10 protein-coding genes are annotated in these 13,081 nt (G+C 41.8%); 3 read left to right on the top strand and 7 right to left on the bottom strand.

The genetic code is table 11. From position 1 onward, the window contains the following. Window positions 1–116: 116 nt before the first annotated feature. Entirely contained in the window at window positions 117–1,016 is a 900-nt protein-coding gene (locus RS893_RS15340; RefSeq protein WP_315784701.1) for a pyridoxamine 5'-phosphate oxidase family protein, read from the bottom strand. A 297-nt stretch (window positions 1,017–1,313) separates the two neighbouring features. On the opposite strand from RS893_RS15340, the gene RS893_RS15335 reads away from it, so the two are divergent. Beyond that, window positions 1,314–5,027, top strand: a complete 3,714-nt coding sequence (locus RS893_RS15335; RefSeq protein WP_315784698.1) for an NB-ARC domain-containing protein — start codon at window positions 1,314–1,316, stop codon at window positions 5,025–5,027. Between the two features lie 193 nt (window positions 5,028–5,220). Beyond that, window positions 5,221–6,576 (top strand): cytochrome P450, encoded by a 1,356-nt coding sequence (locus tag RS893_RS15330; RefSeq protein ID WP_315784695.1) that lies wholly within the window; start codon window positions 5,221–5,223, stop codon window positions 6,574–6,576. 78 nt (window positions 6,577–6,654) lie between these two features. Here RS893_RS15330 and RS893_RS15325 read toward each other — a convergent pair whose 3' ends face one another. Continuing rightward, a complete protein-coding gene (locus tag RS893_RS15325; RefSeq protein ID WP_315784692.1) occupies window positions 6,655–7,704 on the bottom strand; it encodes a hypothetical protein in 1,050 nt (349 codons plus the stop codon). A 367-nt stretch (window positions 7,705–8,071) separates the two neighbouring features. On the opposite strand from RS893_RS15325, the gene RS893_RS15320 reads away from it, so the two are divergent. Next, window positions 8,072–8,692, top strand: a complete 621-nt coding sequence (locus RS893_RS15320) for a CBS domain-containing protein (protein ID WP_315784689.1) — start codon at window positions 8,072–8,074, stop codon at window positions 8,690–8,692. 257 nt (window positions 8,693–8,949) lie between these two features. Here the strand turns inward: RS893_RS15320 and RS893_RS15315 are convergent, their stop codons facing one another. The 5 genes from RS893_RS15315 to RS893_RS15295 all read right to left on the bottom strand — a co-directional run bounded on the left by RS893_RS15315 (window position 8,950) and on the right by RS893_RS15295 (window position 12,874). After that, window positions 8,950–10,065 carry an LptF/LptG family permease gene (locus RS893_RS15315; RefSeq protein WP_315791991.1) on the bottom strand — a complete coding sequence of 372 codons (1,116 nt, stop codon included), beginning with the start codon at window positions 10,063–10,065 and terminating at the stop codon, window positions 8,950–8,952. Between the two features lie 183 nt (window positions 10,066–10,248). Further along, entirely contained in the window at window positions 10,249–10,977 is a 729-nt protein-coding gene (lptB, locus tag RS893_RS15310; RefSeq protein WP_315784686.1) for an LPS export ABC transporter ATP-binding protein, read from the bottom strand. Window positions 10,978–11,292: 315 nt separating this feature from the next. Next, window positions 11,293–11,787 carry an LptA/OstA family protein gene (locus tag RS893_RS15305; RefSeq protein ID WP_315784683.1) on the bottom strand — a complete coding sequence of 165 codons (495 nt, stop codon included), beginning with the start codon at window positions 11,785–11,787 and terminating at the stop codon, window positions 11,293–11,295. 193 nt (window positions 11,788–11,980) lie between these two features. Then, the gene (locus RS893_RS15300) at window positions 11,981–12,376 is read right to left on the bottom strand and encodes a DUF309 domain-containing protein (RefSeq protein WP_315784679.1); all 396 of its coding nucleotides are present in this window, start codon (window positions 12,374–12,376) and stop codon (window positions 11,981–11,983) included. 132 nt (window positions 12,377–12,508) lie between these two features. Beyond that, entirely contained in the window at window positions 12,509–12,874 is a 366-nt protein-coding gene (locus tag RS893_RS15295) for a ferredoxin thioredoxin reductase catalytic beta subunit (RefSeq protein WP_315784676.1), read from the bottom strand. Between the last annotated feature and the right edge of the window lie 207 nt (window positions 12,875–13,081).

Below are 13,081 nucleotides of genomic sequence, written 5' to 3'. Positions count from 1 at the left end.
CTAGAAAAGAGATTGTTTTATAACTTAACTTTTTAGTTAAATTTGGGTTAAGGGTATTCCTGTTAAGGTGTCAAAGATAAACATGAAGTGAGAATTTTTCAGCTAAATTTTAATGCTCATTTTGGATTCACTGGTGAATATTCCCCAAATCGCCAGCGTAAGGGAGTAGCATTTTGAGTTACCAAAATTTGGTTTATCTCAAAATTAACCAAACGTTGCGCCCCAGTAAAACTATTTAAGCGCTCTGCATCCCAAATCACTTCTGCTTTCCCTGTTAATTGCAGAGTATGTCCCTTTTCAAAATCAATAAACAATAAACCTGCACTTGCATTTATAGCCAAGTTGCCGAAGGTTTGAAACATATTGTTACCAGCATAATCGGGAAACACTAGCTTGTTGCTATGCACAACTTGTACAAATCCTGGATATCCGCCTCGATGCGATGCGTCTGCACCAACCTCTGGATGGGAACTAGCAATGAAAAAAGTATCGGCTTGGGTAATCCAGTATTTATCCTTCTCATTCAAAGCTTGTCTGGTAAAGACTACAGGGTTTTCTAGAGATTCTGTTATCCCTGTTTCTAAGTGACGCACTTGAATATACTTAGGACAATTAAAAAAAGCTTGCTCAATACTGACTTTTATCTCACCTGCTGGCTGAATCTCCGCTTTGCCATTGAGACGCAAACGCCTACGATTTACCAAATCAATTACAAGTAGACCGATGTGTGGATTATCGTGCAGGTTCTGATACAGTAAATTCTCTGGTAAGAGAAATGCATTAATTTGTAAAGTCTGCTGGTTTAACACTTCTACAAAAGCAGGTTGTCCCGTGAGTAACGATGCCCAAACTCTGCCTTTTGCATCTACTGTACTAGCAATAACCAACTGCTGAGTGCGGAGGAATTCTTGAGCAGTTGGCTTAATGACATTATTAATTAGACTGCACAAACGTTGTGCTTCTTCTCGTACCCCCGCCTGGGTTTGGACTGCAATTTCTCCAGAATGAAAAGACATTGGAATTTTGGATTTTAGATTTTGGATTTTGGATTGCTTACAACTCAGGCATATTTACATATCTTGGTAGTTGTTTTATCCGCTCAATCCAAGCAATTACATTGGGATAAGCTTCTAAATCAACTTTCAATTTTGATGATGTCATCTTATTTACTCCAGATCAGTTTTGCGATCGCCAAGAAAAATAAAACTGATCTAGGCAAAAATTTATTAATATGATATTGCAAATCATGTTTGAGTTCTGCGATATTTCTACCTATAAGAAATAGGTAGAAATCAGGACGCATAAAAAATATAGTGGCTACTCTCAAAGCTTCTCAACAGGGATTAGCAAAAATTAAGCAAGCCAGAATTGCCAAAGGGTGGTCTGTCGATGATTTTAGATGGATTCAGTCAGCTAGTGAAATTTTAGGAGTTTGTTGGCAAGAACAAGGAGTTCTGGCTTTAGGCATTTCAGAAGGAACTTGGAAGCGCTTCCTAGCAGGAAAATACCCAATTAATGCTGAGGCGTTTAAAGCCTACTGCCAAGTTTTGGAACTGAGTTGGGAAGACGTGGTAGAGAAGAAGGCAGAAGGCAGGAAACAGAAGGCAGAAGGCAGAAGGCAGAAGGCAGAAAGTATAAGCCATATTCTAAATTCTCCCCATCTCCCCATTGCCCCTAATCCCCACTCTCTTGGAGGAATGGGGCCGGTGAGTTCCCCACCTCCCCATCCTTACACAGACTGGGGCGAAGCGCCTGACGTTGCAATTTTTTATGGACGTGCAGAAGAATTAAACACAGTTCAACGCTGGATTGTGCAAGAAAATTGCCGCTTGGTGATGCTGCTGGGGATGGGTGGAATTGGTAAAACCACTTTGGCAGTAAAGCTGGCGCAACAAATTGTTGTAGAGACACGACATGTGGAATCTCTACATTGTGTAATTTGGCGCAGTCTTCGCAATGCTCCCCCAGCTGAAGATATTTTGGCTGAGTTGATTCAGTTTTTATCCAGACAGCAGGAAACAAATTTACCAGCTAACTTAGAAGGCAGAATTTTGCTGTTACTAAAATATTTACGTTCGTTGCGTTGTCTGTTGATTCTGGATAATGCTGAGTCAATTTTACGCTCAGGCGATCGCACGGGTAGTTATCGTCCAGGATACGAAGGTTACGGTCAACTTTTTCGCTGTATCGCTGAAACTTCACACCAAAGTTGTCTGCTGTTGACTTCACGGGAAAAACCGAAAGGACTATCTCAATTCGAGGGTGAACTTTTACCTGTACGTTCTGTGCAACTTACAGGTTTACCAGAGAATGAAGGACGTTCATTATTTAGCGTCAAAGGAAAGTTTACAGCTACAGATGCTCAATGGCAAATCTTGATTTCCCGCTATGGTGGTAATCCTCTGGCTCTCAAGATTGTAGCGTCTGCGATCCGAGATTTTTTTGATAGTAATATTTCGCAGTTTTTAGATATTTCTCAGCAAAGTGCATTTATCTTCGACGATATCCGCGACTTACTCAATCAACAGTTTTATCGTCTCACAGATTTAGAACGGGAAATTATGTACTGGTTAGCAATTAACCGCGAACCAGTTTCATTACGGGATCTGCAAGCAGATTTTGTTACTAAAGTCCTATCCCGTGAAATGTTGGAATCACTCAGTTCTTTGCAAAGGCGATCGCTAATTGAAAAAAGCGCCAGTAGCTTTACTCAACAACCAGTGGTGATGGAATATGTAACCAACCAATTAATTGAGCAGGTTAGTCAAGAGATAATCACTCAGAAAATAGCCATTTTTAGAAGCCATGCTTTGCTGAAAGCGCAAACCAAGGATTATGTGCGAGAAACTCAAACTGGTTTGATCCTGCAACCGATTGTGAATGAATTGATCGCACAACTTGGTAGTCCTGAAAATATTGCTAGTTGTCTGAGTCAAATTCTTTCGCATCTTCAAAGAAAATCACGGCAAGAAACCGGGTATGCAGGGGGAAATGTACTTAATCTTCTGCATCAAGCACAGGTTGATTTCAGTGGCTATGACTTCTCCAATCTAACTGTTTGGCAAGCTTATCTTCAGAATGTAAACCTGCATGATGTGAATTTTGCAGGTTCAGATTTATCCTCATGTGTTTTTACGGAAACGCTAGGTAATATTTTGTCAGCTACTTTTAGCTCAGACGGTCAGCTTTTAGCAACCTGCGACACCGACTGTCATGTCCGTCTGTGGGAGGTGAAAACAGGAAAATTATTGTTGATTTGTCAGGGTCACACCAACTGGGTACGCTCAGTTATGTTTAGTCCAGATAGTGAGACGATCGCAAGCTGTGGAGCTGATCAGACTGTAAGGTTATGGAATGTACGGGATGGCATATGTATAAAAACGTTGATTGAACACAATCATGAGACTTTTTCCGTAGCATTTAGTCCCGATGGTTTAACCTTAGCCAGTGCTAGTGGCGATCACACAGTCAAACTCTGGGATATCCGTGATGGTATTTGCCTGAAAACGCTGATTGGACATACAGATTGGGTGCGTTGTGTTGCATTTAGTCCCGATGGGAAAACTTTGGCAAGTAGTAGTGCCGATCACACAATTAAGCTATGGGATGTTGCTACAGGCAAGTGCTTAAAAACACTGACAGAACATCATGGTTGGGTGCGTTCAATAGCCTTTAGTCCAGATGGGCAAACTTTAGCCAGTGGGAGTGGCGATCGCACCATCAAACTTTGGAATTATCACACAGGTAAATGCATAAAAACATATACTGGACATACCAACAGCGTCTATGCAGTGGCTTTTAGCCCTCAAGGAGAAATACTCGTTAGTGGTAGTGGCGATCATACTGTAAAACTTTGGGATTGTCATAGCCACACTTGTATCAAAACACTACACAGACAAACCAATGAAGTTTGTTGCGTTGCTTTCAGTCCAGATAATCAAACCATCGCTTGCGTCAGCTTAGACCAAACCATGCGGTTATGGGATTATGGTAATGGACAATGTTTAAAAACTTGGTACGGCAATACAGATTGGGCGCTGCCTGTTATCTTCAGTCCCAATGGGCAAATTATAGCCAGTGGTAGTAATGATCAAACTGTGAAACTATGGGACAGGGAAACAAGCAAATGTCTTGTCAGCCTAGAAGGACATACAGACTTTATTTACGGTCTGGCTTTTCATCCTAACGGAGATATATTAGCTAGTGCTAGCACTGATGCCACAGTGCGATTGTGGAATGTAAACACAGGGCGATGTTTGCAAATTTTACAAGGACACACAGACTGGGCTTATAGTGTGGCTTTTCACCCCCAAGGTGAGATGGTTGCTAGTGGGAGTGCTGATTGTACGATTAAACTATGGAACTGGCACACCGGGCAATGTCTGCAAACTTTTACTGGTCATCGAGATAAAATTTTTGCGATCGCCTTTAGTCCAGACGGAAAAATGTTCGCTAGTGCCAGTGCTGATCAAACTGTGAAACTATGGAATTATGAAAGTGGTCTTCTGCAAACTTTAGCCGCTCATGATGCCAGGATTTACGCTGCGATATTTAGCCCAAATCCTTCGCCTCCCTTATTAAGCAGGGTTGGGGGGGTCTTAGCGACTTGCAGCACAGACCAAACAATTAAACTTTGGGATTGGCAGACGGGGAAATGTCTGAGAACTCTTACAGGACATACAAACTGGGTTTTTTCGATTGCTTACAGTCCAGATGGGCTAACTCTTGCTAGTGCTTCCCATGACCAAACAGTGAGAATTTGGGATGTGAAAACTGGGGAATGTCGTCATATCTGCGTTGGACATACTCATTTGGTATCTGCTGTGGCTTTTAGTCCAAATGGGCAATTTGTTGCTAGTGGTTCCCAAGACCAAACAGTGAGGGTTTGGGATGCAAAGACAGGAGAGTGTATAAGAATGTTGAGGGCAAAAAGACTTTATGAAGGGATGAATATTACTGGTGTGAAAGGGCTAACAGATGCGACGCTTTTGACGTTGCAGGCGCTGGGTGCGGTGGTGGAACAATAATATCAAGTTCGCATAGCCTTTAAGGGGACATGATATTATGCTGCATTTGATAGATATTACCTCACCCCCATCCCCCCTTTGCAAGTTCACCAGAGGCGTGCCGAAGGCAGGATGAGGTTTTTCAACACAACTTGGTATAATATGAATTGATCTTGTCAGTCCACTCATATGGAATAATTCAAAGCAGGACTACATGACAACTACCAATACCACTACTTCTTTGCCTTTACCTCCCGGTAGTTTTGGTTTACCTCTAATTGGGGAAACAATACCATTTTTAAACGATCCAAATTTTACCGAAAAGCGATACAAAAAGTATGGTTCTCTGTTCAAAACTCATATATTTGGACGTCCAACTTTAATAGTTACAGGTGCACAAGGGAATAGATTTTTATTCAACAACGACCATAAATATTTTTCCAATAATTGGCCTTACAGCACCAGAATACTTTTAGGCCCTGCATCTTTATCAGTTCAGAAGGGTACAGAACACCAAAATCGCCGTAAACTACTATCTCAAGCTTTTCAACCAAGAGCTTTAGCTAGTTATGCCAGTACAATGGAGCAAATTACCCATCAATATTTAGATAGATGGGAAAAACTCGCCACATTTGCTTGGTATCCAGAACTCAGAAATTACACTCTTGATATTGCCTGCAAGTTGCTTGTAGGAGTTGATCGCGCTTCCCAAACTCAATTGGGTGAGTGGTACAAAACCTGGGTGGATGGTTTATTCACCCTACCTATAAATTTACCGTGGACTAATTTTGGTAAAGCATTACGTTGTCGAAAATTATTGCTAGCCGAAATTGAAAAGATTGTCCATCAACGTCAAGAAACCGGAGACTCATATCAAGACGTTTTAGAACTACTTTTACAAGCAGAGGATGAAGAAGGTAAACGCTTAAGCCTCAATGAACTTAAGGATCAATTGTTGACTTTGCTATTTGCTGGACACGAAACTCTGACCTCAGCCTTAGCATCACTATGTCTATTATTAGTACAAAATCCACAGGTTTTAGCAACTGCCCGCAGTGAACAACAGCAGCTTGGTGTAGATACACCTCTGACTTCAGAAAATCTTAAACAAATGACTTACTTAGAGCAAGTCTTAAAAGAAGTGATGCGGCTGATTCCGCCTGTAGGTGGTGGCTTTCGAGAAGTAATCCAGCCCTGTGAATTTAATGGTTTCCACATTCCTCAAGGTTGGTCTATACTATATCAGGTAGGTAAAACCCACAAAGATCAAAGTGTTTATAATCACCCAGAAGTATTTGATCCAGAACGTTTTAGTCTACAGAGGGCAGAAGATAAACCCAAAGCTTTTAGTTATATACCCTTTGGTGGCGGAGTACGGGAATGCCTGGGTAAAGAATTTGCCAAACTAGAAATGAAAATGTTTGCAGCCCTTTTACTGCGTCACTATCAGTGGGAACTACTACCGGAACAAAACTTAGAGATGATTATGGTTCCAACCCCGCATCCTCAGGATGGCTTAAAAGTAAGCTTTCATAAATTATCGAGTCATATTATTTCACAAAATTCTTGATCCAAATCCTCTTCCTTGTCTTTCTTGTTCCCCTTGTCTCCCTGGCTGCTAAAGGTATCAAACTTATAGTGGCTCGTGCTATCTGGGATACGAAATACCATTAATCTGGCGTTCACCTGTATACAGCCCAGGAAATTGAGAAGGCGATGGGGGGTTATTTTGTGGTAATTGAGTGGGCTGCTGCAAACTAGAAGCATCGCCATTGCTGGAATTAACAACGCTTTGACTTGGTATTGGGGTATAGGATGGCGTCACATTAGAAGATTGGGTAGGGGTAATAGATGTTACCGCAGATGTGGGTGATTGGACATTGGTTGTCGAAAGGTTGGGATATTGGTTAGGGTAGTTTGTACTATGATTGATGGGAGCGATCGCATTTCCATTTAGTCCCGTCGTCGATGAAAAATTTTGATTCGGTAACAATAATGAATTTGTCTGAGTTGAAGTTGTACGACTCCCCAAAGACGAACTTTGATTGGATGATTGATTGAGAGCAGTTTGTAAGGGACTAACCACAGTAGCATTGTGGTTATAGTTGACAGGATTAATAAATCCCATCTCCACATTCGTAGAGGTTTGTTCTGTACCTGTTGGCATAGACGCCGCCGTTATACCGTTTACCCCTAAAAAGTGGCTATTATTCTGATCATTTTTGAATTGCAATAAATTTTCTGTTTGTACCACAAATGGATTTTCTAACTTTGGCGTCGATGCCGGATTTACTAATTGCAAGCCAGAGTTGGAATCCGCATCGGTGGCTATTGTCTTTTGTTTGCTTAAGCTCTCTAAAATAGAATTGCTATTGTCTACCTTGGTCTTTTGCTTCACATTAGTTGCTGTGGAAGGTAGAGTTCCATGAGTAAAGTCATAAAATAAGATTGGTAAGTTATCAATATCGGCGGCAATGGCTTTATCTTCTTCTGAAAGAGAAGAATTTACAGGCTTTTTGGCTTCAGCTTGCTGATATTGCCTAAAATAAAAAAAATCTGGGTGTTTCCAGTATTTTCTAACTACTAACCCCACCACGGCTAAAAAAATTGCTGTTCCCCAAAAACTAGGTCGAGCCAAATTCCATAACCTAGTTTTGAGATAGCGTAAGTAGGCGGGAGGGTAGCGACGACCTGACATAGGTAAATCTGATGGAATGAACAGAGAACGAGTAAGAATTTTATCCTAGCCTCTCAATTCTTATGTAGTCATTATTAATATATGACTCTTAGTATAAAATTTACAGAAGAAAGTATGAAGGATGAAGTAAGAATTGGTACAAGCCTCCCCTCTGTTAGACAAAAAAATTAAGTTTTGCCTGATTCATGCCCCATCCCTTTATGGGTAGAGTAATTTTATACTTCATACTTCAGCCTTCAGCCTTTAGTTGACATTTGCCTGCATCAGGTCGGTTTTCCCTTTTCCTTCTGTCAGTTTCGATATCATCTGAAATTTAAATCTGCTCTAACTTAGTGCTTGTGGCTGGGCAATCAACAGGAGCAGTAGCATGAAAGTAGAAGATATCATGACCAAAGATGTTGTTAGCATCCGCAGTTCAGCAACAATCGCCGAAGCAGTAGGTGTGATGAAGGAAAAACGATTGCGGGCTTTGGTTGTGGAGCGCAATCATGAGAATGATGCTTATGGTATTATTACGGAGACAGATATTATCTACAAGGTAACAGCTTATGCCAAAGATCCCAAACAAGTACGGGTCTACGAAATTATGAGTAAGCCCTGCATTATCGTCAATCCTGAATTGTCTATAGAATACGTCGCCCGGTTATTTGCCAACACAGGTATCCGTAGAGCGCCCGTAATTCAAGGTAAGCTGTTGGGCATAATTTCTGTCACTGATATCCTCACCAAAAGTGATTTTGTTGAAAGTCCACAATCAGTTTTGCTAGAGGACAAAATTCAACAAGCGATCGCAGATGCTCGCGCGATTTGCTCTTTATACGGTACATTATCTTCAGAATGTGCTACAGCTTGGGTGACAGTAGAAGAAATCCAAGCAGAAGCAGCCCATCAAAAAGCTGGACATATGGCATTTACCAAATCATCCTTTGAGCAATACTGTGCAGCCAACCCAGATGCACCAGAGTGTCGGATTTATTATGAAGATTAACTAGAAGGTTAGTGGTTAGTAGTTAGTGGTTAATGGCTACTATTCCCCACACCTGTCACACTCCCCACACTCCACCCTACGGGAAGCCACTTGCGTGTCTACATACTCCACCCTTACCTTAAGCCTATGAGCGCACGGCAGATGACGCCACGTGACGCCTCTTTCTTTATGCCGGGAAAGGAGTCCACCGTAGTGGCTCGTCTACACACTCCCCACCGCCCTATCTCCCTATCTCCCTATCTCCCCAATCCTCAATCCTACCGCCGTGCTGTCCGTACTAGTAAAAATAAACCTAATGTTAACCCCAAAAAATTGGGTAGCCAAGCTGATACAAAAGGAGAAAGAAAACCCGTGTCTCCTAATGTACGGGCAACCTGTAATGTTGTGTAATAAGTAAAAATAACTGCTAGACTAATTCCAAAGCTTGCTGCCCGACCTGTACGTTGGGGTATTGTTCCCACAGTAGCACCAACTAGCCCACAGACGACACAGGCAAAAGGAAAGGCAATTTTTTGTTGAATACGGACTCTCAGTTGACGAACTTTTTGCTCATTTCCACTAATACTTTCTATTTCTAGTTGTTCTAGTGACTGGGCAATATTCATCTCTTCAAAGTCACGGCTTCTATTTGCCACATCCAATGGTGTGCGGGGAAGTTGTAATTGTTGATGTTTAAATCGAGCTATGTTGCGGTAAGAACGGTCAGGCGCAACTAGATAGATAGTACCGTTATAAAAATCCCAAACACTTTGTGAACCATTCCATTCTCCTGACTCTGCTACAACGATTTGATTGAGACCTTCTTGAGAACGGTCTATAAGCGTCAGACCCTTCATCCGCTTGCCATCAAACTTGTCAGCATAAAACAAGCGTGTCAGTATTCTTTCTTTACTACCATCCGGTTGTTTAACATTTTGGTATTCAGGATAAAAGATATTCTCTTGCTTAAATGTTGGTTTGTCGGATTTGAGAGCTTTATCTAGAGTCACAGAGGCTTCATAATTGGCTGCTGGTGCAATTTGCTCACTGACAACAAATGTTATCCCTGCTACTAAAAAACTCATGACCACAGCAGCTAGTACCATACGATACACACTTACACCACAGCTACGTAGGGCGATCAATTCACTTTCAGCAGAGAGACGACTGTAGGTCATCAAAGTGGCTAGCAGTGTTGACATCGGAAAAACATAGACAATTACCCGTGGTAGCTTTAACAAAAAAACCTTTAAAGCTATTTCTAGTGGTAATCCTGCTTGGACTACTTTTCGCAGCAATTCATATAAGCTATCCGCCGTGAACACAAGGGAAGCAAAAATCCCAAAACTAAATAAAAACGGTGGGATTAATTCGCTTGCAAGATAGCGATCCATTATAGAAATGGACAGCAATGAATTGAGGTTGTGGAAAGATTTAGATTTAGCCATGAGTCATTAGTTATTGATCATTGGTCATTTGTCATTTGTCATTGGGTATTTGGTTAACCACTAACCAGTACAGACGCGATGTTCCTCGCGTCTCTACCTACTAACCATTAACTACTAACTAACAAATGACTAAACCTGAAAATTATCACCTAAGTAATATTGCCGCACCAAGGCATTATTGTAGAGTTCGTCGGCATTGCCAGAAGCAAGAATTTGACCTTCGCGCATGATGTAGGCACGATCTGTAATAGCAAGGGTTTCGCGGACATTGTGATCTGTAATCAAGATCCCCATGTCGCGTTCCCGCAATTGTGCAATGAGATACTGAATCTCTGAAACTGCGATTGGGTCAACTCCTGCAAAAGGTTCATCTAACAGTAAAAATTTTGGCCCTTCTCTACCAGCTGCTAATGCTCTTGCTAATTCCGTCCGGCGTCGCTCACCTCCAGAAAGTTGAATTCCTTTACTATTAACTACTTTTTCTAAACGAAACTCTTGTAATAATTTTTCTAGTCGCCGTTGCCATTGCCAGCGAGGTACGTTTGTTTGCTCTAGCACCAACAGTATATTATCTCGTACTGATAATTGACGAAACACACTGGCTTCCTGTGCTAAGTAACCAATACCTAGCCTTGCCCTTTTGTGCATAGGCAGTGCAGTGATGTCCTGATGATCCAACCATACAGTTCCCCGGTCTGGTTTTTCTAAACCTGTGGCAATGTAGAATGTTGTGGTTTTGCCAGCACCATTTGGGCCAAGTAACCCCACTACTTCGCCCTGGGCAACAGAAACGTTGACGCGATTGACAATCACTCGCTTGCCATAAGATTTGCGAATATTTTCTAGGACAATTTTCACGTTCTGTGTGCTTTGTTAGTTGTTGATGGTAAGTCCAGCCCTCATATTGGCGGTTCCCGTCACGTAGACGAGGCAGTGCGGTGGACTCCTTTCCCGGCATAAAGGAGCCACTGCGGTGGACTCTTCTCCCGGCATAAAGCACGTGGCGTCATCTGCCGTGCGCTCATAGGCTTAAGGTAAGGGTAGGGGGACTGGCGTAGACGCCCGAAGGGCGGCTTCAAGGTAAGTAGGGTTGGTTGTTATGAAGAACTACCTACATAAGTTAACTGTATAAGCGCAGTATTTTACGCCTCTACTATCTACTCAGTTCTTAATTTAATTAGAACGCTGAAGGGGAGGTGTGTTTGGGGCAGGTGTAGTCGCTTGGTTTACTTGGCTGTCGTTGACAATGTAGATGGATTCTACTTGACGACCACTCTTGGGTGTGGCGACAAATCGTCCTTCATCAATCAGATATGTCACTGTCTCACCCCGAATACTATTGCCTCCCTTTTGCAAAATATAAACATTACCACTTAGAACTATGCGGCGTTCTTTGCTGAAATATTGAGCTTGGGCTGCTGTTGCTTGAATTCCTCGGGCTTCATATACCATTTGTACATTGCCGCGAGCAGTTGCTACTTGTGTTTTGGCGTCGTATTCTTGCACATCAGAGTGAATAGTCAGAGGGCGACTTCCAGCTGATGTCTGGGCGGTAGCAGTTTGTAGTTGACTGGGAAATGCGATCGCACCAAAAAGTGCAGCTGGTAGCATGAAGGCTAATCCAAAGCGGCGCATTGGCAATAAAAATAATTGATACCAAGAGATCATAGCAATTTAAGAATTAATATTTTAGCTTGTATTCTAATTATCTCAACTACTAGAGTATGCCAGAATAACTACTAGCTGAAATAATTGACGTTCGCCACAAACTCAAGGTTTCACCGAAGAAAGGCACAGGGCAGATCGTTTAAGAATAAATTCCTGAAATTTTCAATGATTTCTCCCTTGTCTGGTTTGTCCACTAGTCTTCAGTCCCTACTACTATTTTGGGTAAAGGCAATGCTTCAGCCTCCCCTAATTTCATCGTGGCTAGTTTCTCTGGTTCTGTTTGTTGTAATGTTCTTAATAATGCAGCACTTTGCTCTAATAATTCATCTACATCGATACCGCCGTAAACAGATGGATAACGCCGCAGGCGGTTGCTACCTTCTCCTAACAAAATTGCTGCGCCTCGCCAATTGTGATTACCCAAATGGTACAGTGCTACTGCTATTTGTAAAATTCCTTGATAAAAAGTTTTCTCTGGCTCTGTTGCTTCCATCCATAGAGCCTCTAGAGTGTCATGACAAGCGTAGAATTCTCCTGTATTGAACTGTTCTACACCTTGCCAGAATTGCTGGGGTTGGTCATCACTCATCAGTTATCGCTCATTTTTAATAACAGTAATTTTTACTTTTATTAATTAAAAAATACATTTCTTGATAAATATACCAGTGAGCAGTAGATAAATACCTGATAACTGTTCACTGGTAACTGTTTACTGATTCTATTAACCCATGCTTTCGCGCACTTGTTTGATTGTTTCCAAAGCAATTTCTTGTTTGTCGCCAGCAAACTCATTATCTGGGGTGAGGAAAAGCATACAATGGCACTCTTTACGTTCCCGCATTGGTACACAAGGACAGTTCCAAAAAGCAGCGTTGACCTCTGCTTCTTTATCTTCGTAGTGGCGACAGGGACATAAAGGCGCTCCAAGTTCATCTTTGTGTTTAGCAAGTCCCTCTATTACCACGGCGGTTACAGAAGGTTCAGAACAGAAGTAAGTTCCAGTGCGCTTGGCATATTGTTCGGAAAAATGCCGCATTGCTTCTAAATTTTTATCGCTGGATTTAGTATTTACTTCTGGTGAGATCATAGGAACGGCTACTCATAATTTACACATTTCTTTGCATTGTACCGCAGCCTTGGTAAGCTATAACTGGGGATAATCCCCCCTTTTTTTAGATACTCGCACGCTAGGTATATCCCTCAAATATATTTTTTTGCTGAGTCTGTGGCGATCGCAAATTATTAACTGTCCTTGTCTCATCCAAGCATTGTAATTATGAATAGACAAAATAGA

The sequence above is a fragment of the Fischerella sp. JS2 genome (assembly GCF_032393985.1).
Classification (GTDB): Bacteria; Cyanobacteriota; Cyanobacteriia; order Cyanobacteriales; family Nostocaceae; genus Fischerella.
The sequence above is the reverse complement of the archived record's forward strand: the minus strand, read 5'-3'. Positions and strand labels throughout refer to the sequence as shown.

Excerpts from the sequence above, each read along its gene's own strand:
- RS893_RS15305 (WP_315784683.1), bottom strand. The coding sequence starts at position 11,787 with ATGATCTCTTGGTATCAATTATTTTTATTGCCAATGCGCCGCTTTGGA.
- RS893_RS15315 (WP_315791991.1), bottom strand. The coding sequence starts at position 10,065 with ATGGATCGCTATCTTGCAAGCGAATTAATCCCACCGTTTTTATTTAGT.
- RS893_RS15295 (WP_315784676.1), bottom strand. The coding sequence starts at position 12,874 with ATGATCTCACCAGAAGTAAATACTAAATCCAGCGATAAAAATTTAGAA.
- RS893_RS15330 (WP_315784695.1), top strand. The coding sequence starts at position 5,221 with ATGACAACTACCAATACCACTACTTCTTTGCCTTTACCTCCCGGTAGT.
- RS893_RS15340 (WP_315784701.1), bottom strand. The coding sequence starts at position 1,016 with ATGTCTTTTCATTCTGGAGAAATTGCAGTCCAAACCCAGGCGGGGGTA.
- RS893_RS15325 (WP_315784692.1), bottom strand. The coding sequence starts at position 7,704 with ATGTCAGGTCGTCGCTACCCTCCCGCCTACTTACGCTATCTCAAAACT.
- RS893_RS15320 (WP_315784689.1), top strand. The coding sequence starts at position 8,072 with ATGAAAGTAGAAGATATCATGACCAAAGATGTTGTTAGCATCCGCAGT.
- RS893_RS15300 (WP_315784679.1), bottom strand. The coding sequence starts at position 12,376 with ATGAGTGATGACCAACCCCAGCAATTCTGGCAAGGTGTAGAACAGTTC.